This window comes from Streptomyces sp. NBC_01016 (assembly GCF_026341035.1).
Classification (GTDB): Bacteria; Actinomycetota; Actinomycetes; order Streptomycetales; family Streptomycetaceae; genus Streptomyces.
The window spans coordinates 2,434,155-2,461,086 of sequence record NZ_JAPEOQ010000001.1 but is presented as its reverse complement, the minus strand read 5'-3'; the positions used below and the strand labels follow the sequence as shown (position 1 = coordinate 2,461,086).

Genomic DNA, 26,932 nt, shown 5'->3' with positions numbered 1-26,932 from the left:
CCATCAGGCGTCACGGACGGCGTAGTTGAGCACCTTGTCACTCAGAAGTTCCTCCATCTCGTCGAGCACGTCGAGCATCTCGCGGGAGACCTCGGCGGGGCTGCCGCCCGCGAGCATGCGGCGTCCGATGCCCGCCATCACCGTCTGGTGGACCCAGCCGATCTGACCGGCGATCAGGTCGGGCAGCGGGTCGTCGGCGGAGGCGCCGGTCTCCGCGTGCAGGGTCTCGGTGAGGTTGTCGTGGACCTCCTGCTGGATGGCCCACAGGCGCGAGCGCAGCGCCGGGGCCGCGTGCACGACGCGCATGAAGTCGCTGTAGCCATCCATCAGTCCGACGCGCGGCGACACCGCCTCGACCTCCTCGCGCAGCTCCCGCAGGACGGCGCCGCCCGCGGACTCCCCCGGCCCCCGGCCGCGCACCCAGCGGGACATCCGGTCGACGACGCCCTTGGAGCGGTCGAGGAACAGGTCCTCCTTGGCCGGGAAGTAGTTGTAGACGGTGTTCACGGAGACGTTCGCCGCGTCCGCGATCTCCGCGACGGTCACCGCATCGAAGCCCCGGTCCATGAACAGCCCGGTCGCGACGTCCGAGATGTACTGCCGGGTCTGCCGCTTCTTCCGCTCCCTGAGCCCTTCTGCCATGCGCCGATTCTACGGGTTTGCTGGCCTCCCTGAAATTTTGGGGGCGTTGCAAAATTTAAGCGACTCTGTTTTTCTGACTCCCATGGCAGTCATCAGCGCGTCCGGCCTGGCCCGGACTTTCCAGACCAAACAGGGCCCGGTCGAGGCCGTCCGGGGCATCGACCTACGCGTCGAGCCCGGCGAGATCCTCGGCTTCCTCGGCCCGAACGGCGCGGGCAAGACCACGACCCTGCGGATGCTCACGACGCTGCTGCCGCCGACCGGCGGTGCGGCCACCGTCGCGGGCTGCGACCTGGCGAGCGACCCGGCGGGCGTGCGGCGCGCGGTCGGTTACGTCGCCCAGTCCGGCGGCGTGGACCCGTCCGTCTCCGTACGCGAGGAACTGGTCACGCAGGGCCGTCTGTATCGGCTGACGAAACCTCAGGCCGCCGTACGAGCACGGGAGTTGGCGGCCGATCTGGACCTCGCCGACCTCATGGACCGCAAGACCGCCGCGCTCTCCGGCGGGCAGCGGCGCCGCCTCGACATCGCGATGGGGCTCGTGCACCACCCCGAGGTGCTCTTCCTCGACGAACCGACGACCGGGCTCGACCCGGGCGCCCGCGCCGACCTGTGGGACCTGGTGCGCCGGCTGCGCGCCGATTACGGCACGACCGTCTTCCTGACCACGCACTACCTCGACGAGGCGGACGCGCTCGCGGACCGGATCGTCGTGGTGGACAAGGGAGTCGTGGCCGCCGAGGGCACACCGAGCGCGCTCAAGCTGGCGCACGGCGGGTCGATCGACGCGACGCTCCAGGACACGTTCCTGGCCATCACCGGGCGGGGCCCCGCGCCGGTGGACACGACTCCGGTGGCGGTGTGAGCACGATGAAGACCTTGATGTCCGACACCGCGATCATCTTCGGGCGCTACGCCCGCCAGACCCTCTCCTCGCGTTTCCAGATGCTCTTCGGCATCCTGATGCCGCTGCTGTACCTGCTGTTCTTCGGGCCGCTGCTCACCAGCCTCCCGCTGAGCTCCAGCGGCAGCTCCTGGCAGGTACTGGTCCCCGGACTGCTGCTCCAACTCGGGCTGTTCGGGGCGGCGTTCGCCGGGTTCGGGATCATCCTGGAGAAGAACTACGGCGTCGTGGAGCGGATGCGCGTCACCCCCGTCAGCCGGCTCGCACTGCTGCTCGGCCGAGTGCTGCGGGACACCGCGCTGTTCCTCTTCCAGGCGGTGCTGCTGGTGCTCGCCGCGCTGGTGATGGGGCTGCGGGCGCCGCTCGCGGGGGTGCTCATCGGGTTCGCGTTCGTGGGGCTGCTGACGATCTCGCTGGCGTCGCTGTCGTACGCGCTCGCCTTCAACGTGCGCACGCCGCAGGAGTTCGGGCCGGTCATCAACGCGGTCACCATGCCGTCGATGCTGCTGTCCGGGCTGATGCTGCCGATGGCACTCGCGCCGGGCTGGCTCGACGTGCTGTCGCACGTGATGCCGGTCCGCTATCTGGTCGACGCGATGCGGGACGCGTACGTGGGCGAGTACGCGACGACGCACATGCTGTACGGGGTCCTGGTCGCGCTCGTCTTCGCAGGGCTCGCCGTGACGGTGGGCACACGTGTCTTCCGCGAAGCCGGAGCATAACTACGCTGACCGCATGGTCAATCTGACGCGCATCTACACCCGTACCGGAGACAAGGGCAGCACGGCCCTCGGCGACATGAGCCGCACCGCCAAGACCGATCTGCGGATCTCGGCGTACGCGGACGCCAACGAGGCCAACGCCGTCATCGGCACCGCCGTCGCCCTCGGCGGCCTCGACGAGGAGGTGGTGAAGGTACTGACGCGCGTGCAGAACGATCTGTTCGACGTGGGCGCGGACCTGTCGACGCCGGTCGTCGCCGAGCCCGAGTTCCCGCCGCTGCGTGTCGAGCAGTTCTACGTCGACAAGCTGGAGGCGGACTGCGACCACTTCAACGAGCAGTTGGAGAAGCTGCGCTCCTTCATCCTGCCGGGCGGTACGGCGGGCGCGGCCCTGCTGCACCAGGCCTGCACGGTCGTGCGCCGGGCGGAGCGGTCGACGTGGGCGGCGATGGAGGTCCACGGCGAGACGATGAACCCGCTCACGGCGACGTATCTGAACCGCCTCTCCGACCTCCTGTTCATCCTGGCCAGGATCGCGAACAAGGAGGTCGGGGACGTGCTGTGGGTGCCCGGCGGCGAGCGTTAGCCCTTGGTCGTCGTCATGGCCGGGGCCTTCTTCGGGAACACCGTGTAGCTCAGCGCGATGATCACGTTGATGGCGATCAGGAAGAGCATCTTCTGCTGCCACGCGGCCAGGGAGTCGGTCGCCCCGTCCCCGTCGACGTACCAGATCGCGCCCTGAAGCAGGCCCATCGCGATGAGCGCGGCGAGGGTCCAGCGGGCGGCCAGCTTCCACTCGTGGATCGCGCGCGGCACCCCGTACTTGGGGGTCGACGGCGGCGGGCCGCCCGCGAAGCGGTGGGCGACGCGGACGTCGGCCCACTTGATCGTGTAGTGGCCGAGCGCGACGGAGTAGCCGATGTAGACGGCGGCGAGGCCGTGCTTCCAGTCGGGTTCGGCGCCGTTCTTGAGGTCGATGGCTGTGACGACGAACAGCACGACCTCCAGGAGCGGCTCGCAGAGCAGTACGGCGACGCTCGCGCGCGGCATCTTGGCCCAGTAGCGCAGCGCGAGGCCGGCGGCCAGCAGCACCCAGAAACCGACCTCGCAGGCGATGATCAGCGTGACGATCACGACGGACTCCTCTCGTTCCCCACTTCAAGGCTCCCTGCCGTACGGCGCGTGATCGTCGTCGTACATGACGAAGTGCGACTGCATCCTTCGATGTACTGCCGCCGTGGCCCCGCTCGTCCCACGGCGCCATGCCCGCCCCGCTCCGGCCGTGTTGGATGGGGGCATGCAGTTCGCCCTCGACCGTCCGCACCGCGACGACGTCCGGATCGCCGCCGTCGGGCTGCTCGGCGGTCTCGCGCTGTGGGGCCTCGGCCTCGGGATGAACCCGGGGCGCGTCTTCGACGGCGCGTGGCTGCTCGTGCCGCTCGTCGTCATGGCGGCGCTCGAGCTGTTGCGCCGCACCCGGCCGCGGTTCGCGGTGATCGTCGGCACGGTCGCCGTGATCGCCGACCAGTTCACGCAGGGCAGCCTGGCGACGGTCCTGATGTTCACGGACCTGATGTACGCGGGCGCGCTGTACGGGACACCGGCCGCCGCGCGCCGTCTCCCGGTGGTCACGGGGCTGCTCACGGTCGCCGTCACGCTCGGCTTCGTGGCCTGGTGGCGGCAGCCGGAGGCGGTCCTGATCGGGGTCGCGACGGGGCTCGTGTCGTTCGGGCCCGCGGCCACCGGCATGCTGGTGCGCGGCCACCGGGAGGCCGCGCAGGCGGAGCGGCTGCGGGCGGAGCAGACCGCGCTGCTCGCCGAGATGGACCGGGCGCAGGCGGTGACGGCGGAGCGCGCCCGGATGGCCCGCGAGCTGCACGACATGGTGGCGAACCACCTGTCGGCGATCGCGATCCACTCCACGGCCGCGCTGTCCCTCGACGACCCGGACACCACGCGTGGGGCGCTGAAGACGATCCGCGAGAACAGCGTCGACGGCCTCGCCGAGATGCGCCGCCTCATCGGCATCCTGCGGGACGCGGGCGAGGACACCGAAACGGTCGCCGCGCCCACCCTGGAGTCCCTCGGCGCCCTCGTCGAGCAGTCCCGTACGAACGGCCTGGACGCCCACCTGGCCGTGTCCGGCACCGTCACCGGCCTGCCCGCGCCGGTCGAGCTCGCCGCCTACCGCATCGTCCAGGAATCCCTCACGAACGCACTGAAGCACGCGGCGCCGGGGCGGGTCACGGTGTCCGTCGACCGCTCCGACGAGCGCATCGAGGTGCGGGTCGACAGCCCGTACGGGGGCGACGGGGCCGACCGGGACGGGCCGCGCGCGCCGGGCTCCGGGGCCGGGCTCGTCGGGATGCGGGAGCGGGCGGCGCTGCTCGGCGGCGTGTTCGAGGCCGGGCCACAGGAAGGCGGGGTGTGGCGGGTGCGCGCCGCCCTTCCGCTGCACACCGAAGGAGAAGACCCCACGTGACCTCCGTGATCCGCGTACTCGTCGCCGAGGACCAGTCCGCCGTACGGGCCGGGCTCGTGCTCATCCTGAACAGCGCGCCCGACATCGAGGTCGTCGGCGAGGCCGAGGACGGCGAGCGGGCAGTGTCCCTCGCCCGCGAACTCCGGCCCAATCTGGTCCTGATGGACGTCCAGATGCCCCGGCTCGACGGGGTTTCGGCCACGCGCGAGGTCGTCGCCGAAGGCCTCGCGGACGTGCTCATGCTGACCACCTTCGACCTCGACGCGTACGTGTTCGGGGCGCTGCGCGCGGGCGCGTCGGGGTTCCTGCTGAAGAACACGGACGCGAAGGACCTGATCGAGGGCGTACGGACGGTGGCGCGCGGCGAGGGGATGATCGCCCCGGCCGTGACGCGCCGCCTGATCGCCGAGTTCGCGGCGAGCCCCGGAAAGCCCGAACCGATGGCCGCTCCCCCGGAGTTGGAGACCCTGACCCGGCGCGAGCGGGAGGTGCTCGGCCGTCTCGGCGAGGGACTGTCGAACGCGGAGATCGCGGTACGTCTCGACATGGCGGAGGCGACGGTGAAGACCCACGTCAGCCGCCTGCTCGGCAAGCTGGAACTGCGTAGCCGAGTCCAAGCGGCCGTACTGGCACAGGAGTTGGGCCTGTAGGCCCTCTGAGCTGCTGCGCGGAACTTGGCCGAAAGCCGTGATTGGTTTAGACCTTGACCGCTGGTCCAGACCTTTCTATTCTCGCCGCACTGCGGTGAGCACACCCCCCACTCCGGTGCTCATGGGCGTCGCAGGGTTCCACCCCCTTCACGAACCCAGGACCTCCCAAGGAGCACCGATGAGTTCAACCGACGCACCCAGACACAGACTTCGACACAGAGCGACCGCCGCACTCGCGACCCTCGTCCTCCCCGCCGCCGCCCTCGTCGGTCTCGCCACCCCCTCACACGCCGCGGCCGAGGCCACCGCCGTCACCGCCACGTACGCCAAGACCCAGGACTGGGGCAACGGCTTCGAGGGCAAGTGGACGATCAAGAACTCCGGGACCACGAGCGTGAGTTCGTGGAATGTCGAGTGGGACTTCCCGTCCGGTACGAAGGTGACCTCGGCCTGGGACGCGACCGTCACCAACTCCGCCGACCACTGGACCGCCAAGAACCTCTCCTGGAACGGGACGCTCGCCCCCGGCGCCTCGGTCTCCTTCGGCTTCAACGGCAGCGGCTCCGGCGCCCCCACGGGCTGCAAGCTCAACGGTGCCTCCTGCGACGGCGGCGATGTCCCCGGCGACGCCGCGCCCTCCAAGCCCGGCACCCCGACCGCCTCCGGCATCACCGACACCTCGGTCAAGCTGAACTGGTCCGCCGCCACCGACGACAAGGGCGTCAAGAACTACGACGTGCTGCGCGACGGCGCCAAGGTCGGAACGGTGACCGGCACTTCGTACACCGACACGGGGCTGAGCGCCGGCACCGACTACTCGTACACGGTGCAGGCCCGCGACACCGCCGACCAGACGGGTCCGGTGTCCGGCTCCGTCAAGGTCCACACCACTGGCGGCGGCACGGACCCGGGGCCCGGCCCCGGTGACAAGGTGAAGCTCGGCTACTTCACCGACTGGGGCGTGTACGGCCGCCAGTACTACCCGAAGAACCTGGAGACCTCCGGCTCGGCCGCCAAGGTCACCCACATCAACTACGCCTTCGGCAACGTCCAGGGCGGCAAGTGCACCATGGGCGACGCCTACGCCGACACGGACATGGCCTACACGGCCGGCAACTCCGTCTCCGGGCAGGCCGACACCTGGGACCAGCCGCTGCGCGGCGCCTTCAACCAGCTCCGCCAGCTGAAGGCCAAGCACCCGGGCCTCAAGATCCTCTGGTCGTTCGGCGGCTGGACCTGGTCCGGTGGCTTCACTGAGGCCGCGAAGAACCCGGCCGCGTTCGCCGACTCCTGCTACAAGCTGGTCGAGGACCCGCGCTGGGCCGATGTCTTCGACGGCATCGACATCGACTGGGAGTACCCGAACGCCTGCGGTCTGACCTGTGACACGTCCGGCCCCGCCGCACTGAAGGGCCTCACCTCGGCCCTGCGCACCAAGTTCGGCGCGAGCAACCTGGTCACCGCCGCCATCACGGCCGACGGCTCCGCGGGCGGCAAGATCGAGAAGGCCGATTACGCGGGCGCCGCCCAGTCCCTCGACTGGTACAACGTCATGACGTACGACTTCTTCGGTGCCTGGGACGCGAAGGGGCCGACGGCGCCGCACTCCCCGCTCACGTCGTACTCCGGTATCCCGCAGCAGGGCTTCACGTCGGCCGACGCGATCGCCAAGTTGAAGGCGCAAGGTGTGCCGGCTTCGAAGCTCCTGCTCGGCATCGGCTTCTACGGCCGCGGCTGGACCGGGGTCACGCAGAAGGAACCTGGCGGCACGGCCACAGGGCCGGCGGCCGGCACGTACGAGCAGGGCATCGAGGACTACAAGGTCCTCAAGACCAAGTGCCCGTCGAACGGCACGGTCGCTGGTACGGCGTACGCGCACTGCGGCTCGGACTGGTGGTCGTACGACACGCCGGCCACCATCAACTCCAAGATGTCCTGGGCCAAGTCGCAGGGCCTCGGCGGCTCCTTCTTCTGGGAGTTCTCGGGCGACACGTCCAACGGTGAGCTGGTCTCCGCGATCGACTCCGGCCTGAAGTAACCCCACCCCAAACCGAAGCCGGCCCCACGGGAACGCCCCCCGTGGGCCCGGCTTCTCCAAGCATCTCCCCCACCCCACCCCTTCCCGAAAGTCCTGCCGGACCGGCTCTAAAGATTGCCCTCAATCGCCGGGCGGGCTCTATTTAGAGCCCGCCCGGCGATTGAGGGCTTTCGGGAAGGGGTGGGGTGGGGGAAGAGAAGGGTTACGCCACGTTGACGCGCTGGCCGGGAGGGGCTGCCTCGAGCCAGGCCAGGAAACCGGTGAGCGCGTCTTCGCTCATGGCGAGTTCGAGACGCGTACCGCGATGCGTACACGCGAGGACGATCGCGTCGGAGAGGAGCGCAAGCTCCTCCTCACCCTCGGGCGCCCGCCGCCCGGTGACCTCGATCGCCGCCCGCTCCAGAATCCGCTTCGGACGAGGCGCATACGAGAAGACCCGGAACCACTCGACCCGGTCCCCGTTGTAGCGGGCGATCCCGTAACCCCACCCTTTACCGGACGCATCATCCGCATCGGGCCCCGGCGCATCCCACCGCAACGAGCAGTCGAACGTCCCGCCGGACCGCTGAATGAGCCGCCGCCGCACTCCGAAGGCGACAAGCCCCACCACCACGAGTACGACGATCGCGACTACGCACAGCACGAGAACGAGGACCATCTGCACCGACCTCCTCGCTTCTCGACCGATCAGGCGCCGAATGCCTGATAACGGAACAGCAAAAACAGCAACTACCGGTAGATCGCCTCAGCCGCGACCCGGTCCGGAGATTATCTCCGGCCTGGGCCGCGGCTGAGGTACATCATGTGGCTCGCTGGATTCAGCGCGCCGCCACCGTACGGAGTCGAACGTCGGCACGACGCTCGGCCGACGCGTCCGCGTCCGACTTCGCGCGCTCCAGCGCCCGCTCCGCCCGCTGGGCGTCGATCTCGTCCGAAAGCTCGGCGATCTCGGCCAGCAGGGACAGCTTGTTGTCGGCGAACGAGACGAAACCGCCGTGGACAGCCGCCACGACCGTTCCCCCGTCCGTCGTACGGATCGTCACGGGCCCCGACTCCAGCACACCGAGCAGCGGCTGGTGACCGGGCATGACGCCGATGTCGCCGGACGTGGTACGCGCGACGACCAGGGTGGCCTCGCCGGACCAGACACTACGGTCCGCGGCGACGAGCTCGACGTGCAGCTCAGCAGCCAAGGTGGGCTCCTCGGGTCACCACCCGGCGGCACTCGCTGCCGGGTGTCGGTTCAAAGTCTAGTGGGCGTTGCGGGAGGGCCGGGACGCACCCCGGCCCTCCCTGGAGCTGTGCAGCTCAGGAGACGCCGAGCTCCTTGGCGTTGGCCTTGAGGTCCTCAATGCCACCGCACAGGAAGAACGCCTGCTCCGGGAAGTGGTCGTAGTCGCCGTCGATGATCGCGTTGAAGGCCACGATCGTCTCGTCCAGCGGCACGTCCGACCCGTCGACGCCGGTGAACTGCTTGGCGACGTGGGTGTTCTGCGACAGGAAGCGCTCCACGCGACGGGCGCGGTGGACAGTGAGCTTGTCCTCCTCGCCGAGCTCGTCGATACCGAGGATCGCGATGATGTCCTGAAGGTCCTTGTACTTCTGGAGGACCGTCTTGACGCGCATGGCCGTGTTGTAGTGGTCCGCCGCGATGTAGCGGGGGTCCAGGATGCGGGACGTCGAGTCCAGCGGGTCCACGGCCGGGTAGATGCCCTTCTCGGAGATCGGACGGGAAAGCACCGTCGTCGCGTCGAGGTGGGCGAAGGTCGTCGCCGGGGCCGGGTCGGTCAGGTCGTCCGCGGGCACGTAAATGGCCTGCATGGACGTGATCGAGTGACCACGGGTCGACGTGATGCGCTCCTGGAGGAGACCCATCTCGTCGGCCAGGTTCGGCTGGTAACCCACGGCCGAGGGCATGCGACCCAGCAGGGTCGAGACCTCGGAACCGGCCTGCGTGAAGCGGAAGATGTTGTCGATGAAGAACAGCACGTCCTGCTTCTGCACATCGCGGAAGTACTCCGCCATGGTCAGACCCGCGAGGGCCACGCGCAGACGGGTGCCCGGCGGCTCGTCCATCTGACCGAAGACCAGCGCGGTCTTGTCGATGACGCCGGACTCGGCCATCTCCTCGATGAGGTCGTTGCCCTCACGGGTGCGCTCGCCGACACCGGCGAACACAGAGACACCGTCGTGGTTGTTGGCGACGCGGTAGATCATCTCCTGGATGAGCACCGTCTTGCCGACGCCGGCACCGCCGAACAGGCCGATCTTTCCACCCTTGACGTACGGGGTGAGAAGGTCGACGACCTTGATGCCGGTCTCGAACATCTCGGTCTTCGACTCGAGCTCGTCGAAGTTCGGCGCCTTGCGGTGGATGCCCCAGCGCTCGCCGGTGTACTGCTCGTCGACGTTCAGGACCTCGCCGAGGGTGTTGAACACCTTGCCCTTGGTGAAGTCGCCGACGGGCACCGTGATGGAGGCGCCGGTGTCCACGACCGGGGCCTGGCGGACCAGGCCGTCGGTGGGCTGCATGGAGATCGCGCGGACCAGGCCGTCACCGAGGTGCTGGGCAACCTCGAGCGTCAGGGTCTTCTTCGCGCCGTCCTGCGCCGGGTCGTTGACCTCGACGTGCAGGGCGTTGTAGATGTCCGGCATCGCGTCGACGGGGAACTCCACGTCGACGACCGGGCCGATGACCCGGGCGACGCGGCCCGTGGCCGTCGCGGTCTCAACAGTGGTCGTCATTACTTGTCACTCCCCGCGGTCGCGTCGGCCAGGGCGCTGGCGCCACCGACGATCTCGCTGATTTCCTGGGTGATTTCGGCCTGGCGGGCCGCGTTGGCAAGACGGGAGAGGTTGTTGATCAAGTCTCCCGCGTTGTCGGTCGCCGACTTCATCGCGCGGCGCGTGGCGGCGTGCTTGGAGGCAGCCGACTGGAGCAGCGCGTTGTAGATCCGGCTCTCGACGTAGCGCGGCAGCAGGGCGTCGAGGACGTCCTCCGCCGACGGCTCGAAGTCGTACAGCGGAAGGATCTCGTCGCCCTTGCCGGACGCCTTCGACTCCTCCGCCACCTCTTCGAGGCTGAGCGGCAGCAGCCGGCCGTCGATGGCCGTCTGCGTCATCATCGAGACGAACTCGGTGTAGACGATGTGGAGTTCGTCCACGCCGCCCTCCGCCGTCTCCTTCTCGATGGCCTCGATCAGCGGGGCCGCGACCTTCTTGGCGTCCGCGTACGTGGGCTCATCGGTGAAGCCCGCCCACGACTCCACGACCTTGCGCTCGCGGAAGTTGTAGTGGGCCAGACCGCGGCGGCCGACGATGTACGTGTCGACCTCCTTGCCCTCGCCGACGAGCTTCTCCGTGAGCTGCTCGGCGGCCTTGATGGCGTTCGAGTTGAAGGCGCCGGCCAGACCGCGGTCGCTGGTGAGCAGCAGAACCGCGGAACGGCTCGCCGTCTCCGACTCCGTCGTCAGCGGGTGCTTGGTGTTCGACCCGGTCCCCACCGCCGTGACCGCGCGCGTGAGCTCGGTCGCGTACGGCGTGGAGGCCGCCACCTTGCGCTGTGCCTTGACGACACGCGAGGCGGCGATCATCTCCATCGCCTTGGTGATCTTCTTGGTCGCGGTGACGGATCGGATGCGACGCTTGTAGACCCGGAGCTGGGCTCCCATGAGTCAGGTCCCTTCCTTACGTCACTTGGCGGCGGCCGGAGCGTCCTCGCCGAGAAGCTTCCCGTCCGAGGTCTCGAACTGCTTCTTGAAGTCGGCGACGGCCTCGTCGATGGCCTGGATGGTGTCGTTCGACATCTTGCCGCCCTCCTTGATGGAGGTCATGAGGCCCTGCTCCTTGCGGTGCAGGTGCTCCAGGAGCTCCTTCTCGAAGCGGCGGATGTCGGAGACCGGCACCTCGTCCATCTTGCCGTTGGTACCGGCCCAGACGGAGACGACCTGGTCCTCGGTGGCCATCGGCTCGTACTGAGCCTGCTTCAGCAGCTCGACGAGACGCTGACCGCGCTCCAGCTGCGCCTTCGACGCGGCGTCCAGGTCGGAACCGAAGGCGGCGAACGCCTCCAGCTCGCGGTACTGGGCCAGGTCCAGACGGAGTCGGCCGGAGACCTGCTTCATGGCCTTGTGCTGGGCGGAACCACCCACACGCGAGACCGAGATACCGACGTTCAGGGCCGGACGCTGGCCGGCGTTGAACAGGTCGGACTCCAGGAAGCACTGGCCGTCGGTGATGGAGATGACGTTGGTCGGAATGAACGCCGAGACGTCATTCGCCTTGGTCTCCACGATCGGCAGACCCGTCATCGAACCGGCGCCCATCTCGTCCGAGAGCTTCGCGCAGCGCTCGAGCAGACGGGAGTGCAGGTAGAAGACGTCACCCGGGTAGGCCTCGCGCCCCGGCGGGCGGCGGAGCAGCAGGGACACGGCGCGGTAGGCGTCGGCCTGCTTCGAGAGGTCGTCGAAGATGATGAGGACGTGCTTGCCCTCGTACATCCACTGCTGGCCGATGGCCGAACCGGTGTACGGCGCCAGGTACTTGAAGCCGGCCGGGTCGGACGCCGGGGCGGCGACGATGGTCGTGTACTCCAGCGCACCGGCCTCTTCGAGCGCACCACGCACGGAGGCGATGGTGGAGCCCTTCTGACCGACGGCGACGTAGACGCAGCGGACCTGCTTGTTCGGGTCGCCGGTGCGCCAGTTGTCACGCTGGTTGATGATCGTGTCGACGGCCAGGGCGGTCTTGCCGGTCTGGCGGTCACCAATGATCAGCTGACGCTGACCACGGCCGACGGGGGTCATCGCGTCGACGGCCTTGTAGCCGGTCTCCATCGGCTCGTGGACCGACTTACGGGCCATGACGCCCGGGGCCTGCAGCTCGAGGGCGCGACGACCGCTGGTCTCGATCTCGCCGAGACCGTCGATCGGGGCGCCGAGCGGGTCGACGACGCGACCCAGGTAGCCCTCGCCGACGCCGACGGACAGGACCTCGCCGGTACGCGTGACCGGCTGTCCCTCCTCGACGCCGCTGAACTCGCCCAGGACGATGGCGCCGATCTCGCGCTCTTCCAGGTTGAGCGCGAGGCCGAGGGTGCCGTCCTCGAACTTCAGCAGTTCGTTGGCCATGGCCGAGGGGAGGCCCTCGACCTTCGCGATGCCGTCGCCGGCAAGGGTGACCGTACCGACCTCCTCGCGCGAGGCCGCGTCCGGCTTGTACGCCTGGACAAAGTTCTCCAGCGCGTCCCGGATCTCCTCCGGCCGGATCGTGAGCTCCGCCATCTGGGTTCCCTGCTCTCCTTGTTGGGCCCGAAGTGTTCTTGGGGGGTCTGGGGTCAGCCCCCAGGAATCCTCTGCACGGCCCAACTAGGGCCGTAGTCGTACGTGTTGAGCTTGTTGCGGTCAGCCGGCCATACGGCGGCCGGCCTCCTCGATGCGGTCCGCGATCGAGCCGTTGATGACCTCGTCACCCACCTGCACCTTGATCCCGCCGAGGACCTCGGGGTCCACGTCCAGGTTCAGGTGCATCTGACGCCCGTAGAGCTTCGCCAGGGACGCACCCAGACGCTGCTTCTGCGCGTCGCTCAGCGGCACCGCGGTGGTGACGACCGCCACCATGCGCTCGCGACGCTCGGCGGCGAGCTTGGAGAGGGACTCGAGTCCCGCTTCCAGGCTACGTCCCCGCGGCGCGGTCACAAGACGGCCGACGATCCGCTCGGTGGTGGGCTTGGCCCGGCCGTCGAGCAGCTGCTTGACGAGCTCGCCCTTGGCCGAGTTCGAAGCGGACTTGTCGGTCAGTGCGGCGCGCAGCTCGGTGTTGGAGGAGACGATCCGGCCGAACCGGAACAGCTCGTCCTCGACGTCGTCGAGTTCACCGCTCTTCTGCGCCGCGGTCAGGTCCGCGGTGTTGGCCAGCTCCTCGAGGGAGTCGACCAGGTCGCGGGAGGCCGACCACCGGGAGCGGACCAGGCCGGACACCAGGTCGACGGTCTCGCCGCCGACCTGGCCGCCGAGCAGGCGGCTCGCGAGCTCGGCCTTGGCCTCACCGGCCTGAGCCGGGTCGGTCAGGACCCGTCGCAGGCTGACCTCGCGCTGCAGCAGCGCGGTCACCGAGGCCAGGTCGCCGGCGAGCGCCTTGGCGTCGACCGACGTGTTGTCGGTCAGCGCGTCCAGACGCTCACGCGCGGCGGCCAGTGCCTCGCGGCTCGCTCCGTGGGCGGTCATCGTGCAGCCTCTTCCTTCTCCTCGAGCTCGTCGAGGAAGCGGTCGATCGTGCGCGACTGCCGGGCGGTGTCCTCGAGGGACTCGCCGACAAGCTTGCCGGCCAGGTCGGTGGCCAGCAGGCCCACGTCCTGACGCAGCGCCTGAGCGGCGGCCTTGCGGTCGGCCTCGATCTGCGAGTGGCCGGCGGCGATGATCTCCTCACGCTGCCGCTGACCCTCCGCACGCATCTCGGCGATGAGCGCGGCACCCTGCTCCTGCGCCTCCTGGCGCAGCCGCGCGGCCTCGTGCCGGGCCTCGGCGAGCTGAGCCTTGTACTGCTCGAGCACGCTCTGGGCCTCGGTCTGAAGCGCCTCGGCCTTCTCGATACCGCCTTCGATCTTCGCGTGGCGCTCTTCCAGCGTCTTGTTGATACGCGGGAGGAGCTTCTTGGCGAAGACGAAGAAGACGATGGCGAAGGCAAGGGTGCCAATGAGCAGCTCGGGACCGGGCGGGACGAGCGGGCTCTGCTCCTCCTCGGCCGCGAGTGCAACCAGGTTGGCGATCACATCAGTGCCTTTCGTCGAATCGTGTCAGGTACAGAAATCAGATACCGAACACGAACGGCATGACGATGCCGATGAGGGCGAGCGCCTCACAGAAGGCGAAGCCGAGGATCTGGTTGGCGCGGATCAGGCCGGCGGCCTCGGGCTGGCGGGCCAGGGCCTGGGTGCCGTTACCGAAGACGATGCCGACGCCGATGCCGGGGCCGATCGCGGCGAGACCGTAACCGATGGAACCGAGGGAGCCGGAGACGCCAGCGGCGAGTTCGATGGACGCGGACATGCCGTTACTTCCTTTTCTTTACGAACCGGTGGGGGTTGTCCACCGGACGACCTGGGGTGGTTGGACGGGTGCAGCTCAGTGGTGCTCGGCGAGAGCGCCCTGAATGTACGAGCAGGCCAGCAGCACGAAGACGTATGCCTGGACGGCCTGCACGAAAAGCTCGAAGAGGATCATGACCATCGTCATGACGAAGGAGACACCCGCGGCCGGGATCATCCAGCTGTTCAGCAGGTACCAGGAGGCGACGGTGAACATCACCAGCATCAGGTGACCCGCGAACATGTTCGCGAAGAGTCGGACCGCGTGCGTGAACGGGCGGACCAGCAGGTTCGAGAAGAACTCGATGAACGAGACCAGCCACTTGATCGGGCCGAGCGAGTTGTCGTAGCCGGTGATGTTCTTCCAACCGCCCACGAAACCATGGCGCTTGAAAGTCAGCGGCACCCAGATCAGGTACACGATGGCCGCGAGGACGATCGGGTAGGCAATGACCGATCCGACCGGGAACTGAGCCAGCGGGACGACCGACCAGACGTTCATGATCCAGATGAAGAAGAACAGCGAGACCATGATCGGGACGTACTTCTCGCCCTCGCGCTTGCCCAGCGTCTCGTAGACGATGTTGCGGCGGACGAAGTCGTAGCCGGCCTCACCGATCATCTGGATCTTGCCGGGCACGACCTTCGAGCGGCCGAACGCGACGTAGAAGAACCAGCAGATGATGACCGTGGTGATGAGAGCGAGCAGCATCACCTTGTTGAAGTAGAACCAGCCGAAGTCGGCAATCGGTTCGAACAGGAAGGAGTGCAGGCCCGGCGCCGGGAAGCCGCATCCGTTGTCGGACATGATCCGACAGCTCCAGTCAAAGGCGAGCTGGGTCGTGTCAGCACTCACCGCGGGCTCCTTCGGCGTGACGCATAAGTACGGCAACCTCGTTGTGTCGGTGCGGCGCGCAGCCGCGGATCGGCACCGGTCTGGTGTTTCGGGCGTGGGGGCGGCGGGCAGGCAGTGAGCCTCGCGATCGTGCAGGCGTCAGCTCTCGTGCCCGCGCCGGCGATGCCGCAGTTGGCACCGGACGATAGCAGCCCGACGAACGGGCGCTTATCCCGGCCCTACCTCTCACGATGACGACCCGGTCTTCTCGTCCCTTTCGCTGCTTCCGGACCCCTTGGATCCGGGCGCCGACTCGGGATCGATATAGAAAATCTTGGCCTTCATGTGAGCGCGGGCCTGGGCTGCCATCCACACGACGGTCGAGACCACCAGCGCGATGGCAAAGGTCTTGGGATTGAAGAGAGTCGTGTCCTTGAAGACTGCCACGAAGATCAAGAGCAGCAGCAGCTGGGCGACGTAGAGCATCAGCCCCATCGCCTGGAACAGCTGCGGAAGCGATTTTGCCGTGCGGATCAGCACGAGCTGCCCGAGGCCCATGAACACGATGACCACAAGAGCACCGACCAGCGCACCGATGGCCCCCTTGCCGCCCGCAACCACACCACTGATCACCGCGGCAATCACGCCCGCGACAGCGGTTGGTACGACGGCTTGAAGAAGGGTCCGTGCGTCATTGGACGGCATGGCGGCAACTCCGCTTACTGGTGTGGGGCAGGGTGTCGTCATGGACGAGCGTAGTCCGGGGATTCGGCAGTCCGATTCGGGCCAAATGGCCGTTGCACTAAGGCCTTTCGGCCCTCCCCCTGGCTTCGTGAACGGTATCACAAACTATTTGATGCGGTCTTTACCTAGAAGGTGTGCCAACCGTCACACGTGAGGGGGATCCTGCGCGTCTGTGCACGCACGAGGCCAACATGTCTGGTATTGGGCTCATTTCGGACTTCGTGATCGCCCGCGTCAACGAGACGTTCCGGCCTTACGCCGATCCGTGAAGCGCGAACGGGCGCCGATCGCCGTCGCTCCGTTGACACCCGCGGGGATCCGGTCGCGGTCCGGTTCGCCGCCGGACGTCTCGGAGCCCTCGGACGGCTCGGCCGCCCCGTCCCCTCCCCCGGCCGGTCGCCGGTAGCGCGGCGGCACCAAGTGCTGGGCCCAGCGCGGCGCGTGCGGCGTGAAGCGCGGCAGCAGGAGCATGACGAGCCCGACGAAGCTCAGCGCGACGATGGTGAGCATGACCCACATCCCGGACGCGGAGTGCACCGAGTAGGCGACCGCGCCGAAGGCGATGAGGCCCGACCAGAAGTACATGATCAGCACCGCGCGGGAGTGCGAGTGGCCGATCTCCAGGAGCCGGTGGTGCAGATGCCCGCGGTCCGCCGCGAACGGCGACTGCCCGTTCCAGGTGCGGCGCACGATCGCGAGGACGAGGTCGGCGAACGGGATCGCGATGATCGTCAGCGGCATCAGCAGCGGGATGAAGACGGGCAGCATCGCGTGCGTGGTGTCGCGGGTGGAGCCGCCGAGGTTGAGCTTGAGCGCGTCCGGGTCGACCTGCCCTGTGATGGAGATCGCGCCGGCCGCCAGGACGAGGCCGATGAGCATGGAGCCCGAGTCGCCCATGAAGATTCTGGCCGGATGGATGTTGTGCGGCAGGAAGCCCAGACACATGCCCATCAGGATCGCCGCGAACAGCGTGGCCGGGGCCGCGGACTCGATGCCGTAGCCGTACCAGATCCGGTACGCGTACAGGAAGAACGCAGCGGCGGCGATGCACACCATGCCCGCCGCGAGCCCGTCGAGGCCGTCGACGAAGTTCACCGCGTTGATGGTGATCACGACGAGCGCGACGGTGAGCAGGGTCCCCTGCCACTGCGTCAGCGACACCGTCCCCACACCGGGGATCGGCAGCCAAAGGATCGTCAGGCCCTGCATCACCATCACGCCCGCAGCGATCATCTGGCCGCCGAGCTTGATGAGGGCGTCGATCTCGAACTTGTCGTCCAGGACGCCGATCAGCCAGATCAGGGCGGCGCCGGAGAGCAGCGCCCGCGGTTCGTTCGAGGACTCGAAGACCTTGTCCAGGTTGGTCAGGTGATCGGCGACGAGCAGGCCCGCGCACAGGCCGAAGAACATGGCGATACCGCCGAGCCGCGGCGTGGGCTCCCGGTGCACGTCACGTGCACGGATCTCCGGCATGGCGCCGGCCACGATCGCGAACTTCCGCACCGGGCCTGTGAGCAGATAGGTCACCGCGGCCGTGATGCAGAGCGTCAGCAGGTATTCACGCACGGGCTTCCCCACAGGTATCGCTGGCCATCTCAGCCCCACACCCTAGTCTCGCGTGCTTAGGGTTGGGGACTTCCGGGTAGCGACGATGGTTGCACGGCTGACGGTTCCAGAGGTGCACTGGTGCGGCGCAAGGGGTGTTCTACCGCTCTCCTACCCCGTTCCAGGCGGGGTACGGGGGGAATCTTCCGGCCAGTTGGCGCACCTCTTCACGCACCGTGCGGACGTCGAGAACGTCACGTACGACACCCGACAGGAGCACCGCGATGCGGGCCATCTCTCCTTCACCCATGCCCTGTGTGGTGACGGCGGCGGTGCCGAGGCGCAGGCCGCGACCACCCTCGTAGGGCAACGCGCATGTGTCGAGGATCATGCCCGCAGAGGCGAGCCGGCCACGCGCCACCGCGCCCGCGACGCCGAGCGGGGCCGGGTCCACGGTCAGCAGATGGGTGTCGGTTCCGCCGGTGGTGATGCCGAAGCCCTCCGCGGCGAGCGCACCCGCGAGCAGCCGCGCGTTGGCGACGACCTGATGGGCGTACGCGGTGAAGGCGGGGCGCGCAGCCTCCCCGAACGCGACGGCCTTCGCGGCGATCGTGTGCATCTGGGCGCCGCCCTGGGTGAAGGGGAAGACGGCCCGGTCGACGCGGTCTGCCAGCTCGGCCGCGCACAGCAGCATCCCGCCGCGCGGCCCGCGCAGCACCTTGTGCGTGGTGGCGCAGACGATGTCCGCGTACGGGACCGGATTCGGGGCCGCTCCCCCGGCGACCAGGCCGATCGGGTGCGCGGCGTCGGCGATGAGGTGGGCGCCCACGTCGTCGGCGATCTCCCGGAAGGCGGCGTAGTCGATGTGCCGGGGGTACGAGATCGAGCCGCACACGATGGCCTTGGGGCGGTGGGCGCGGGCCGCGGCGCGGACCTGCTCGTAGTCGATGAGCCCGCTCTCCGCGTCGACGCCGTACGGCACGAAGTCGAACCAGCGGCCGGAGAAGTTGGCCGGTGAGCCGTGCGTGAGGTGGCCGCCGGACGGCAGGCCCATCGCGAGGACGGTGTCGCCGGGCTTCAGCAGTACGGCGTACGCGGCGAGCACGGCCGAAGAGCCGCTGTGCGCCTGTACGTTGACGTGTTCGGCGCCGAAGAGGGCCTTGGCGCGGTCGATCGCGAGGCGTTCGGCGACGTCGACGAGTTCGCAGCCGCCGTGGTGGCGGGCGCCGGGGTAGCCCTCCGCGTACTTGTTGGCGAGCGGGGAGCCGAGGGCGGCGAGGACCGCGGGCGACGTGAAGTTCTCCGCGGCGATGAGCTGGAGGGAGTCCGCCTGGCGGGCGGTCTCCCCGAGGAGGATCTCGGCCAGTTCGGGGTCCTGCCGCAGTAGCTCCGCTGTGGCTGCGGGTTGTGTCATCACCGGCATGGTCGGCTCCGGGCCTCGCGTCGGGGAGGTAAGTGCCTTCCAATGTAGATCCGCGTCGTTGCGCCCGCCCGGCGTCACGCCACGGGGCTCCGCCCCGGACCCCGCGCCTCAAACGCCGGCGGGGCTGGATCGAGGCATGGGGCGTAAACGTTTCGGGGGGCCTGAGCGGAGCTACTTCTTGACGCCCGTCAAGGCCGTGACCACCGGGTCCAGGGCCTCATGGATCTCGCCGCCCACCGACTGGAAGAACGGCAGCGGTGCCCCGTACGGGTCGTACACCTCGTCCGCCTCCACGGAGGGAGCCAGCAGCCACCCCCGGAGCGCGGCAGCGGCCCGCACCAGGGACCGCGCACGCTCGACCACACCCGACTCCAGGGGATCCGGAAGCGTGGCCGGGTCTATGGCCTGCACGAGCCGCGTGAACTCCTTCAGCGTGAACGTGCGCAGGCCCGCGCTGTGGCCCATGGAGATGACCTGCGCACGGTGGTCGCGGGTCGCGGTCAGGACCAGGTCGGCCCTTATGACGTGGTCGTCGAGGAGCTCACGGCCCACGAAGCCGGAGGCGTCCGCGCCGAAGTCGGCCAGGACCGTTTCCGCGTTGGCCTCCATGGGCGCGCCCTCGTGGCCCCAGGTGCCCGCGCTCTCCACGACGAGACCGCCGGCGAGCGGCGCGCCGAGCCGGTCCGCGAGGGCATGCCTCGTCAGCCGCTCGGTGATCGGCGAGCGGCACACATTGCCGGTGCTGACGTGGAGGATGCGGAAGGTGTCGCCGGGGAGTGCCGGCGTGCGTACGTACCCGTTGCCTATGCCACGCCCCGTCTCAGGGGCTGTCAATTCGCCACCTCGAGGTCGGGTACGACCTTGCGCAGCTCGTCCGCGGTCAGCGCGCCCTCGCGCAGCAGGACCGGGACCTTGCCGGTGACGTCGACGATGGATGACGGGATGTTGCCGGGCGTCGGCCCCCCGTCGAGGTAGACGGAGACGGAGTCGCCGAGCATCTCCTGCGCGGCGTCGCAGTCCTCGGGTGCCGGGTGGCCGGTCAGGTTCGCGGAGGAGAGCGCCATCGGGCCGACCTCGGTGAGCAGTTCGATGGCGACGGGGTGCAGCGGCATGCGGACCGCGACGGTGCCACGGGTGCTGCCGAGGTCCCACTGCAGCGACGGCTGCTGCTTGGCGACGAGGGTCAGGCCGCCCGGCCAGAACGCGTCGACCAGTTCCCAGGCCATCTCGGAGAAGTCCGTGACGAGCCCGTGCAGCGTGTTCGGCGAGGGGATGACCACCGGCGTCGGCATGTTGCGGCCACGGCCCTTGGCCTCCAGGAGGTCACCGACCGCCTCCGGCGTGAAGGCGTCGGCACCGATGCCGTACACGGTGTCGGTGGGCAGCACGACCAGCTCGCCGCGGCGGACTGCGGAGGCGGCTTCACGCAGGCCGGTAGCGCGGTCGACTGCGTCGTTGGTGTCGTAACGCCGTGCCATCTAGCGGGCCTCCTGCTCGATGTGCTGGTCTGCGGATCGCTCGAATTCGTCAAACTCAATGGACAACGCGTCGGTCACGGCAGCGCCTTGCGGGCCGTCGCGAACCTCGGGCGGTTGTTGAGGTCGGGGTGGTCGGCGGCGTCCGCCCAGCCCCGCTCCTCGGTGAAGATCCACGGCACCTGGCCGCCCTGCGTGTCCGCGTGCTCGATGACGACGATGCCGCCGGGGCGCAGGAGGCGGTGGGCGGTGCGCTCGATGCCACGGATCAGGTCGAGCCCGTCCTCGCCGGAGAACAGGGCGAGGTCCGGGTCGTAGTCACGGGCCTCGGGGGCGACGTACTCCCACTCGGTGAGCGGGATGTACGGCGGGTTGGAGATGACGAGATCGACCTGGCCGTCGAGGTCGGGGAAGGCCGTCAGGGCGTCGCCCTGGCGCAGGTCGACCCTGGACCCCTCGACGTTCTTGCGCGTCCATTTGAGCGCGTCCTCGGACAGCTCCACGGCGTGCACGCGCGAGCGCGGCACCTCCTGGGCCAGCGCGAGCGCGATGGCGCCGGAGCCGGAGCACAGATCGACGATCAGCGGCTCGACGACATCCATCGCGCGCACGGCGTCTATGGCCCAGCCGACGACCGACTCGGTCTCCGGGCGCGGCACGAACACACCGGGACCGACCTGGAGCTCCAGATAGCGGAAGTAGGCGTGCCCGGTGATGTGCTGGAGCGGCTCGCGGGCCTCGCGGCGCGCGATCGCCTCCCAGTACCGGGCGTCGAAGTCCGCGTCCTTGACGGAGTGCAGCTCGCCCCGCTTGACGCCGTGCACGAAGGACGCGAGCTCCTCCGCGTCATTGCGCGGCGAGGGCACGCCGGCGTCGGCAAGCCGCTGAGTGGCCTGGGCCACTTCCGCGAGCAGCACGCTGCGGGGGTTCGGGGGTCGCCCCCCAAAATGTTGCTGCACGCTGTTCCTCCGGGCTGAGCTGTCGTACGGGGCGGGCGGTGCGGTTCTACGCGGCGGCGAGCTTGGCGGCCGAGTCCGCGTCGACGCACGCCTGGATCACGGGGTCGAGCTCGCCGTCGAGCACCTGGTCCAAGTTGTAGGCCTTGAAGCCGACACGGTGGTCCGAGATGCGGTTCTCCGGGAAGTTGTACGTACGGATCTTCTCGGAGCGGTCGACGGTGCGGACCTGGCTGCGGCGGGCGTCGGCGGCGTTCTTCTCCGCTTCCTCCTGCGCCGCTGCGAGGAGCCTGGAGCGCAGGATACGCATCGCCTGCTCCTTGTTCTGCAGCTGGGACTTCTCGTTCTGGCAGGAAGCCACGACGCCGGTGGGGATGTGCGTGATGCGGACGGCGGAGTCGGTCGTGTTGACGGACTGCCCGCCGGGGCCCGAGGAGCGGTACACGTCGATGCGCAGATCGTTCGCGTGGATCTCGACGTCGACCTCCTCGGCCTCGGGCGTGACCAGCACGCCGGCGGCGGAGGTGTGGATGCGGCCCTGCGACTCGGTCGAGGGCACACGCTGCACGCGGTGCACGCCGCCCTCGTACTTCAGGCGGGCCCAGACACCCTGGCCGGGCTCGGTCGCGCCGTTCCCGCCCTTGGTCTTCACGGCGACCTGGACGTCCTTGTAGCCGCCCAGCTCGGACTCGGTGGCGTCGATGATCTCGGTCTTCCAGCCGACGCGCTCGGCGTAGCGCAGGTACATGCGCAGCAGGTCACCGGCGAACAAGGCGGACTCGTCGCCACCGGCGCCGGCCTTGACCTCGAGGATCACGTCCTTGTCGTCGGACGGGTCGCGGGGCACCAGCAGGAGCCGCAGCTTCTCGGTGATCTCCTCGCGCTGCTGCTCGAGGTCCTTGACCTCGGCCGCGAAGTCCGGGTCGTCGGCGGCGAATTCCTTGGCCGTCTCGACGTCGTCCCCGGTCTGCTTCCAGGAGCGGTAGGTGGCGACGATCGGGGTCAGCTCGGCGTAGCGCTTGTTGAGCTTGCGCGCGTTCGCCTGGTCGGCGTGGACCGAGGGGTCCGCGAGCTTCTGCTCCAGATCGGCGTGCTCACCGATCAGTTCCTCGACGGCCTCGAACATCTCCGGCTCCTGCAGTTACGGGGGTCAAAAGGGGCTGCACCGCAAAGCGCCGGTCCCGGTGCCCCCGCGAAAACAGGGGCACCGTGGACCGGCGCTGGAGCTCCGCTACTTGTTGGCAGCGGCAGCCTTGCCGAAGCGGGCCTCGAAGCGGGCCACACGGCCACCGGTGTCGAGGATCTTCTGCTTGCCCGTGTAGAACGGGTGGCACTCGGAGCAGACCTCGGCACGGACGGTGCCGGACGAGATGGTGCTACGGGTGGTGAACGACGCGCCACAGGTGCAAGAGACCTGCGTCTCGACGTACTCGGGGTGGATGTCGCGCTTCAAGGTGTCTCCTAGGTTCATGGAGGGCGCCGGGTCGCTGACGCGGGATGCGGGAGCGTGAACCGGGACCGACGTACCAGTCTGCCAGGACTGGCCGTATCCCCCAAAACCGAGAAGGGCCCGGAAGTATTCCCGGCCCTCCCAGAAGGGGTCGTCGTTGCTTCGCGGCTACTTCACGACGCTGTCGGCGGAGCCCTTGGCGGAGTCCTTCGTGGCCGACTTCGGGATGGTCCTGTCGGACTCGAGGGCCTTCCAGACCTTGCTCGCGTTGGTCTTGTCCAGGAGCACGCGGTTGGCGTCGTTCGGGTCGTACTGCACGGGCAGCGTCACCATGTTCATGTCGCCGGAGCCGATGCCCTTGAGCCCGCTCGCGAACGAGGTCAGGTCTTTGACCGAGGCCAGCTGCGAGTCCGTGGTCACCGTCTTCGTGGCGGTGTTCGCGAGCGCGTACAGCTTGCTCGGGCTGGTGAAGACGCCGACGCTCTTGATCTGGTCCATCAGGGCCTTCATGAACGCCTGCTGGAGCTGGATGCGCCCCAGGTCACTGCCGTCGCCGACGCCGTGCCGGGTGCGGACGAGGCCGAGCGACTGCTCGCCGCTGAGCGTGTGCGTGCCCGCGTCGAGGTTCAGATGGCTGTCGGGGTCGTTGATCGCCTTCGTGGTGGTGACCTTCACGCCGCCGAGGTCGTCGATCAGCTTCTGGAAGCCGCTGAAGTCGACCTCCACGTAGTGGTCCATGCGGATTCCGCTCAGGGACTCGACGGTCTTCACCGCGCAGGCCGCGCCGCCCGTCGAGTACGCGGAGTTGAACATGACCTCGTTCTGCGCCGGGTACTCGTTGCCGTCCTTGTCGGTGCACGAGGGGCGGTCGATGAGCGTGTCCCTGGGGATGGAGACGACGCTGGCCCGCTTGTGGCCCTTGTAGACGTGGACGACCATCGCGGTGTCCGAGCGCGCGGAGCCCTCGTCGGCACCGCCGCCGACCTTCTCGTTGTCGCCGGCCCGGGTGTCGGAGCCGAGGACGAGGATGTCCTCGGAGCCGTTGTCCACGTTCTGCGGACGGTCGGTGCCCAGCTGCGAGTCGATGTCGACACTCTTGATGTTGCCGTTGAGCTGGAAGTAGACGTACCCCAGGCCGGTTCCACCGAGGACGACGACGCCCGCGGCGCTCCACGCCGCGATCCGCAGCGCCTTGCTGCGCCCACTGCGCGGTTTGCGGCGGCTGCCCTTGGCGCCGCGGTGGCGCCCGGGCTTGCTGTCACGTTCCGGCATAACTCCTCGCAGGTTCGTCTGCTTCTGATCCTTCGGTCCGCTTGTTCGTTCACTCGGTGTGACGGCGGACCGCCAAGAAGGGTTGCACAAACACGTGTGCGCATTCCGGGACGGAAATGCGACGGTACGTAGCGGTACCAACGACCCGCAAGCCTCTCACCTGCACTTTCACGCCCATGTGCCACATGCTTCACAGAGGGCACAGATCCTTATACGTGTGGTGAAGGTCTCTGGCCCACGAGTGCCCCGAATCGCTGCGACCAGGCTCCGACCAGGCATGGAAAAGGGCTGGGCCCCGCCGCACGAAGCGGCGGGGCCCAGCCCCTGGATCCCGGTGAAGCGTCAGTCGTTGCCGTTGCCCGGCGTCGGCGTCGTCTTCTGGATCTGCAGCAGGAACTCCGCGTTGGACTTCGTCTGCTTCATCTTGTCGAGCAGCAGCTCGATCGCCTGCTGCTGGTCGAGCGCGTGCAGCACGCGACGCAGCTTCCAGGTGATCGCCAGCTCGTCGCTGCCGAGCAGGATCTCTTCCTTACGGGTACCGGACGCGTCCACGTCCACCGCCGGGAAGATGCGCTTGTCGGCGAGCTTGCGGTCGAGCTTGAGCTCGGCGTTGCCGGTGCCCTTGAACTCCTCGAAGATGACCTCGTCCATGCGGGACCCGGTGTCCACCAGCGCGGTGGCGAGGATGGTCAGCGAACCGCCGTCCTCGATGTTGCGGGCCGCACCGAAGAAGCGCTTCGGCGGGTACAGGGCGGTCGAGTCGACACCACCGGACAGGATGCGGCCGGAGGCCGGCGCCGCGAGGTTGTACGCGCGGCCCAGGCGGGTGATCGAGTCGAGCAGCACGACGACGTCGTGACCCAGCTCCACGAGGCGCTTGGCGCGCTCGATGGCGAGCTCGGCGACCGTGGTGTGGTCCTCGGCCGGACGGTCGAAGGTCGAGGAGATGACCTCGCCCTTCACCGACCGCTGCATGTCGGTGACCTCTTCCGGACGCTCGTCGACGAGGACGACCATCAGGTGGCACTCGGGGTTGTTCACCGTGATCGCGTTGGCGATGGCCTGAAGGATCATGGTCTTGCCGGTCTTCGGCGGGGCCACGATCAGACCACGCTGGCCCTTACCGATCGGCGCGACGAGGTCGATGATGCGCGTCGTCAGCACACCCGGGTCCGTCTCCAGGCGGAGGCGGTCCTGCGGGTAGAGGGGCGTCAGCTTGTTGAACTCCGGGCGCCCACGGCCGGATTCGGCCGCCATGCCGTTCGCCGAGTCGAGGCGGACGAGCGCGTTGAACTTCTCGCGGCGCTCGCCGTCCTTGGGCTGACGCACGGCACCGGTGACGTGGTCACCCTTGCGCAGGCCGTTCTTGCGGACCTGGGCCAGGGAGACGTAGACGTCGTTGGGACCCGGCAGGTAGCCCGACGTACGGATGAAGGCGTAGTTGTCGAGGATGTCGAGGATGCCCGCGACGGGGATCAGGACGTCGTCCTCGGAGACCTGCGGCTCGTTGCCGAAGCCCGGCTCGTCGCGCCCACGACGCCCACGGCGGTCGCGGTAACGGCCCCGGCGCCCGCGGCGGCCGCTGCCGTCGTCGTCGTAGCCGTCGTCCTGCTGCTGGTTGTTCCGGCCGCCACCCTGCTGGTTGTTCCGGCCGCCGCCCTGGCTGTTCCCGCCCTGGTCGTCGCCCTTGCCGCCGCGGCGGTCACGGTCGCGGTCGCCCTGACGGTCGCGGTCGCGCCCACCACGGCCACCCTGGCGGTCGCCCTGACGGTCACGACGGTCGCGACGACCCTCGTGGTTGCCGTCCTGGCCGCCGTCGCCCTTGTTGCCGTCGCCGCCGTCCTGACGGTCCTGCTGGCGGTCCTGCTGCTTGTCCTGGCGGTCCTGCCGCGTCTCGGACTTGGCCTCGGCGGTGACCGTCTCGGGGCTGCCCGCCTCGGACGTGGCACGGCGGCGACGACGCTCGCCGGCCGGCTGCTCGTCACTGGCGCCCTGGCCGGGGATCTCGATCTGCTGCTGGGCCGTGGCCTTCTTCGCCTTGGCGTCGGCGGCCTCGGCCTTGTCCGCCTTGGCACCCGCCTTCGCGGGCGCCGCGTCGGCCGCGGACTCGTCGCCGGTGCGGGCCTTCGAGGTGGCCCGCCGCTTCGGCTTCGTCTCTGCGGCGTCGGCGCTCTTCGCGGGGGCGCTCTGGGAATTGCCTCCCCCGGACTGCGCCTCCTTGATGACCTCGATCAGCTGGCTCTTGCGCATCCGCGCAGTGCCCTTGATACCGAGGCCCGATGCGACCTGCTGCAGTTCGGCCAGCACCATGCCGTCAAGGCCGGTACCGCGGCGCCGCCGGGCGGGCGCGGCGGAGGCGTCCGCAGAGGACGCGGCGGGCGCGGCAGCAGAGCTGTCGGCAGTCACGCCCATCAGATCGGTGGTGTCGCTCACGAAGGGTCCTTCCCTGGAGCGGACGTCGGCCTGTCTGGCTCGGCGACCGTGTTGTGCTGTCCGGCGGTGGTCCAGCCTGTACGGACCGTGTGCCGGGGCGGTTGTCCGCCGAAGAGGCGGAAGAATTCGGTGGTGACGGCGTAGCCCGATTCCGCGGGTGCACTGGATTTCTGTGTCACGCGGCTCGGTCACGCCGGTTCCGGAGCGTGCTCGCCACTCTTCAGCGCCACGTCTCGACATGCGAGGACGCTGCACAGAATCGCTGGGGAGGCTCCCG

The 26,932-nt window shown here is 68.8% G+C and carries 27 protein-coding genes; 6 read left to right on the top strand and 21 right to left on the bottom strand.

Annotated elements, in window-relative coordinates; genetic code table 11:
- Window positions 1-3: 3 nt before the first annotated feature.
- The gene (locus tag OG746_RS11570; protein WP_266714143.1) at window positions 4-642 is read right to left on the bottom strand and encodes a TetR/AcrR family transcriptional regulator; all 639 of its coding nucleotides are present in this window, start codon (window positions 640-642) and stop codon (window positions 4-6) included.
- An 82-nt stretch (window positions 643-724) separates the two neighbouring features.
- On the opposite strand from OG746_RS11570, the gene OG746_RS11565 reads away from it, so the two are divergent.
- The 3 genes from OG746_RS11565 to OG746_RS11555 are packed head-to-tail and all read left to right on the top strand — an operon-like array spanning window position 725 to window position 2,854.
- Window positions 725-1,507 carry an ABC transporter ATP-binding protein gene (locus tag OG746_RS11565; RefSeq protein WP_266714141.1) on the top strand — a complete coding sequence of 261 codons (783 nt, stop codon included), beginning with the start codon at window positions 725-727 and terminating at the stop codon, window positions 1,505-1,507.
- Between the two features lie 5 nt (window positions 1,508-1,512).
- A complete protein-coding gene (locus OG746_RS11560) occupies window positions 1,513-2,268 on the top strand; it encodes an ABC transporter permease (RefSeq protein WP_266718879.1) in 756 nt (251 codons plus the stop codon).
- A 13-nt stretch (window positions 2,269-2,281) separates the two neighbouring features.
- Window positions 2,282-2,854, top strand: coding sequence for a cob(I)yrinic acid a,c-diamide adenosyltransferase (locus OG746_RS11555; protein ID WP_266714139.1), 573 nt, complete (start codon window positions 2,282-2,284; stop codon window positions 2,852-2,854).
- Here the strand turns inward: OG746_RS11555 and OG746_RS11550 are convergent.
- Entirely contained in the window at window positions 2,851-3,402 is a 552-nt protein-coding gene (locus OG746_RS11550; protein ID WP_266714137.1) for a hypothetical protein, read from the bottom strand. The genes OG746_RS11555 and OG746_RS11550 overlap by 4 nt on opposite strands.
- Before the next feature lie 163 nt (window positions 3,403-3,565).
- Between OG746_RS11550 and OG746_RS11545 the strand changes: the two genes are divergently transcribed.
- The 3 genes from OG746_RS11545 (at window position 3,566) to OG746_RS11535 (ending at window position 7,438) form a co-directional block, all read left to right on the top strand.
- A complete protein-coding gene (locus OG746_RS11545) occupies window positions 3,566-4,750 on the top strand; it encodes a sensor histidine kinase (protein WP_266714135.1) in 1,185 nt (394 codons plus the stop codon).
- Complete coding sequence (locus tag OG746_RS11540; protein ID WP_323179579.1) at window positions 4,747-5,400, top strand: response regulator; 654 nt, start codon at window positions 4,747-4,749, stop codon at window positions 5,398-5,400. The genes OG746_RS11545 and OG746_RS11540 overlap by 4 nt, the downstream gene beginning before the upstream one ends.
- Before the next feature lie 178 nt (window positions 5,401-5,578).
- Entirely contained in the window at window positions 5,579-7,438 is a 1,860-nt protein-coding gene (locus tag OG746_RS11535; RefSeq protein WP_266714133.1) for a glycoside hydrolase family 18 chitinase, read from the top strand.
- Window positions 7,439-7,640: 202 nt separating this feature from the next.
- Here OG746_RS11535 and OG746_RS11530 read toward each other — a convergent pair whose 3' ends face one another.
- The 19 genes from OG746_RS11530 to rho all read right to left on the bottom strand — a co-directional run bounded on the left by OG746_RS11530 (window position 7,641) and on the right by rho (window position 26,655).
- Entirely contained in the window at window positions 7,641-8,096 is a 456-nt protein-coding gene (locus OG746_RS11530; RefSeq protein ID WP_266714131.1) for a DUF2550 domain-containing protein, read from the bottom strand.
- 160 nt (window positions 8,097-8,256) lie between these two features.
- Window positions 8,257-8,631, bottom strand: a complete 375-nt coding sequence (locus OG746_RS11525; protein ID WP_266714129.1) for a F0F1 ATP synthase subunit epsilon — start codon at window positions 8,629-8,631, stop codon at window positions 8,257-8,259.
- 115 nt (window positions 8,632-8,746) lie between these two features.
- On the bottom strand, window positions 8,747-10,183 hold the full coding sequence (gene atpD / locus OG746_RS11520) for a F0F1 ATP synthase subunit beta (protein WP_266714127.1): 1,437 nt from the start codon (window positions 10,181-10,183) through the stop codon (window positions 8,747-8,749).
- Window positions 10,183-11,109: a F0F1 ATP synthase subunit gamma gene (locus OG746_RS11515; protein ID WP_266714125.1), complete on the bottom strand. Its 927-nt coding sequence runs from the start codon at window positions 11,107-11,109 to the stop codon at window positions 10,183-10,185. The genes atpD and OG746_RS11515 overlap by 1 nt, the downstream gene beginning before the upstream one ends.
- Before the next feature lie 21 nt (window positions 11,110-11,130).
- On the bottom strand, window positions 11,131-12,720 hold the full coding sequence (atpA, locus tag OG746_RS11510; RefSeq protein WP_266714123.1) for a F0F1 ATP synthase subunit alpha: 1,590 nt from the start codon (window positions 12,718-12,720) through the stop codon (window positions 11,131-11,133).
- 120 nt (window positions 12,721-12,840) lie between these two features.
- Window positions 12,841-13,662: a F0F1 ATP synthase subunit delta gene (locus OG746_RS11505; RefSeq protein WP_266714121.1), complete on the bottom strand. Its 822-nt coding sequence runs from the start codon at window positions 13,660-13,662 to the stop codon at window positions 12,841-12,843.
- On the bottom strand, window positions 13,659-14,207 hold the full coding sequence (locus OG746_RS11500; protein ID WP_266714119.1) for a F0F1 ATP synthase subunit B: 549 nt from the start codon (window positions 14,205-14,207) through the stop codon (window positions 13,659-13,661). The genes OG746_RS11505 and OG746_RS11500 overlap by 4 nt, the downstream gene beginning before the upstream one ends.
- Before the next feature lie 37 nt (window positions 14,208-14,244).
- Complete coding sequence (atpE, locus tag OG746_RS11495; protein WP_266714117.1) at window positions 14,245-14,484, bottom strand: ATP synthase F0 subunit C; 240 nt, start codon at window positions 14,482-14,484, stop codon at window positions 14,245-14,247.
- A 75-nt stretch (window positions 14,485-14,559) separates the two neighbouring features.
- Complete coding sequence (gene atpB / locus OG746_RS11490) at window positions 14,560-15,378, bottom strand: F0F1 ATP synthase subunit A (RefSeq protein ID WP_524540399.1); 819 nt, start codon at window positions 15,376-15,378, stop codon at window positions 14,560-14,562.
- Window positions 15,379-15,603: 225 nt separating this feature from the next.
- Window positions 15,604-16,062, bottom strand: coding sequence for a Cg1360 family ATP-synthase-associated protein (locus OG746_RS11485; RefSeq protein WP_266714115.1), 459 nt, complete (start codon window positions 16,060-16,062; stop codon window positions 15,604-15,606).
- Between the two features lie 273 nt (window positions 16,063-16,335).
- Window positions 16,336-17,667 (bottom strand): MraY family glycosyltransferase, encoded by a 1,332-nt coding sequence (locus OG746_RS11480; protein ID WP_266714098.1) that lies wholly within the window; start codon window positions 17,665-17,667, stop codon window positions 16,336-16,338.
- 139 nt (window positions 17,668-17,806) lie between these two features.
- Entirely contained in the window at window positions 17,807-19,069 is a 1,263-nt protein-coding gene (gene glyA / locus OG746_RS11475) for a serine hydroxymethyltransferase (protein ID WP_266714096.1), read from the bottom strand.
- A gap of 171 nt (window positions 19,070-19,240) precedes the next feature.
- On the bottom strand, window positions 19,241-19,903 hold the full coding sequence (locus OG746_RS11470) for an arsenate reductase/protein-tyrosine-phosphatase family protein (protein WP_266714094.1): 663 nt from the start codon (window positions 19,901-19,903) through the stop codon (window positions 19,241-19,243).
- Window positions 19,900-20,547 carry an L-threonylcarbamoyladenylate synthase gene (locus OG746_RS11465; RefSeq protein WP_266714092.1) on the bottom strand — a complete coding sequence of 216 codons (648 nt, stop codon included), beginning with the start codon at window positions 20,545-20,547 and terminating at the stop codon, window positions 19,900-19,902. The genes OG746_RS11470 and OG746_RS11465 overlap by 4 nt, the downstream gene beginning before the upstream one ends.
- Before the next feature lie 74 nt (window positions 20,548-20,621).
- Window positions 20,622-21,461 carry a peptide chain release factor N(5)-glutamine methyltransferase gene (gene prmC, locus OG746_RS11460; RefSeq protein WP_266714090.1) on the bottom strand — a complete coding sequence of 280 codons (840 nt, stop codon included), beginning with the start codon at window positions 21,459-21,461 and terminating at the stop codon, window positions 20,622-20,624.
- A gap of 88 nt (window positions 21,462-21,549) precedes the next feature.
- Window positions 21,550-22,626: a peptide chain release factor 1 gene (gene prfA / locus OG746_RS11455; RefSeq protein WP_266714088.1), complete on the bottom strand. Its 1,077-nt coding sequence runs from the start codon at window positions 22,624-22,626 to the stop codon at window positions 21,550-21,552.
- Window positions 22,627-22,731: 105 nt separating this feature from the next.
- Window positions 22,732-22,953, bottom strand: coding sequence for a 50S ribosomal protein L31 (gene rpmE, locus OG746_RS11450; RefSeq protein ID WP_100595864.1), 222 nt, complete (start codon window positions 22,951-22,953; stop codon window positions 22,732-22,734).
- A gap of 165 nt (window positions 22,954-23,118) precedes the next feature.
- Window positions 23,119-24,222: an LCP family protein gene (locus OG746_RS11445; RefSeq protein ID WP_266714086.1), complete on the bottom strand. Its 1,104-nt coding sequence runs from the start codon at window positions 24,220-24,222 to the stop codon at window positions 23,119-23,121.
- A 342-nt stretch (window positions 24,223-24,564) separates the two neighbouring features.
- Entirely contained in the window at window positions 24,565-26,655 is a 2,091-nt protein-coding gene (rho, locus tag OG746_RS11440; RefSeq protein WP_266714084.1) for a transcription termination factor Rho, read from the bottom strand.
- Window positions 26,656-26,932 lie beyond the last annotated feature (277 nt).

Excerpts from the sequence above, each read along its gene's own strand:
- OG746_RS11570 (WP_266714143.1), bottom strand. The coding sequence starts at position 642 with ATGGCAGAAGGGCTCAGGGAGCGGAAGAAGCGGCAGACCCGGCAGTAC.
- OG746_RS11565 (WP_266714141.1), top strand. The coding sequence starts at position 725 with ATGGCAGTCATCAGCGCGTCCGGCCTGGCCCGGACTTTCCAGACCAAA.
- OG746_RS11560 (WP_266718879.1), top strand. The coding sequence starts at position 1,513 with ATGAAGACCTTGATGTCCGACACCGCGATCATCTTCGGGCGCTACGCC.
- OG746_RS11555 (WP_266714139.1), top strand. The coding sequence starts at position 2,282 with ATGGTCAATCTGACGCGCATCTACACCCGTACCGGAGACAAGGGCAGC.
- OG746_RS11545 (WP_266714135.1), top strand. The coding sequence starts at position 3,566 with ATGCAGTTCGCCCTCGACCGTCCGCACCGCGACGACGTCCGGATCGCC.
- OG746_RS11535 (WP_266714133.1), top strand. The coding sequence starts at position 5,579 with ATGAGTTCAACCGACGCACCCAGACACAGACTTCGACACAGAGCGACC.
- OG746_RS11530 (WP_266714131.1), bottom strand. The coding sequence starts at position 8,096 with ATGGTCCTCGTTCTCGTGCTGTGCGTAGTCGCGATCGTCGTACTCGTG.
- atpD (WP_266714127.1), bottom strand. The coding sequence starts at position 10,183 with ATGACGACCACTGTTGAGACCGCGACGGCCACGGGCCGCGTCGCCCGG.
- OG746_RS11515 (WP_266714125.1), bottom strand. The coding sequence starts at position 11,109 with ATGGGAGCCCAGCTCCGGGTCTACAAGCGTCGCATCCGATCCGTCACC.
- atpA (WP_266714123.1), bottom strand. The coding sequence starts at position 12,720 with ATGGCGGAGCTCACGATCCGGCCGGAGGAGATCCGGGACGCGCTGGAG.
- OG746_RS11505 (WP_266714121.1), bottom strand. The coding sequence starts at position 13,662 with ATGACCGCCCACGGAGCGAGCCGCGAGGCACTGGCCGCCGCGCGTGAG.
- atpE (WP_266714117.1), bottom strand. The coding sequence starts at position 14,484 with ATGTCCGCGTCCATCGAACTCGCCGCTGGCGTCTCCGGCTCCCTCGGT.
- OG746_RS11485 (WP_266714115.1), bottom strand. The coding sequence starts at position 16,062 with ATGCCGTCCAATGACGCACGGACCCTTCTTCAAGCCGTCGTACCAACC.
- glyA (WP_266714096.1), bottom strand. The coding sequence starts at position 19,069 with ATGCCGGTGATGACACAACCCGCAGCCACAGCGGAGCTACTGCGGCAG.
- OG746_RS11465 (WP_266714092.1), bottom strand. The coding sequence starts at position 20,547 with ATGGCACGGCGTTACGACACCAACGACGCAGTCGACCGCGCTACCGGC.
- prfA (WP_266714088.1), bottom strand. The coding sequence starts at position 22,626 with ATGTTCGAGGCCGTCGAGGAACTGATCGGTGAGCACGCCGATCTGGAG.
- OG746_RS11445 (WP_266714086.1), bottom strand. The coding sequence starts at position 24,222 with ATGCCGGAACGTGACAGCAAGCCCGGGCGCCACCGCGGCGCCAAGGGC.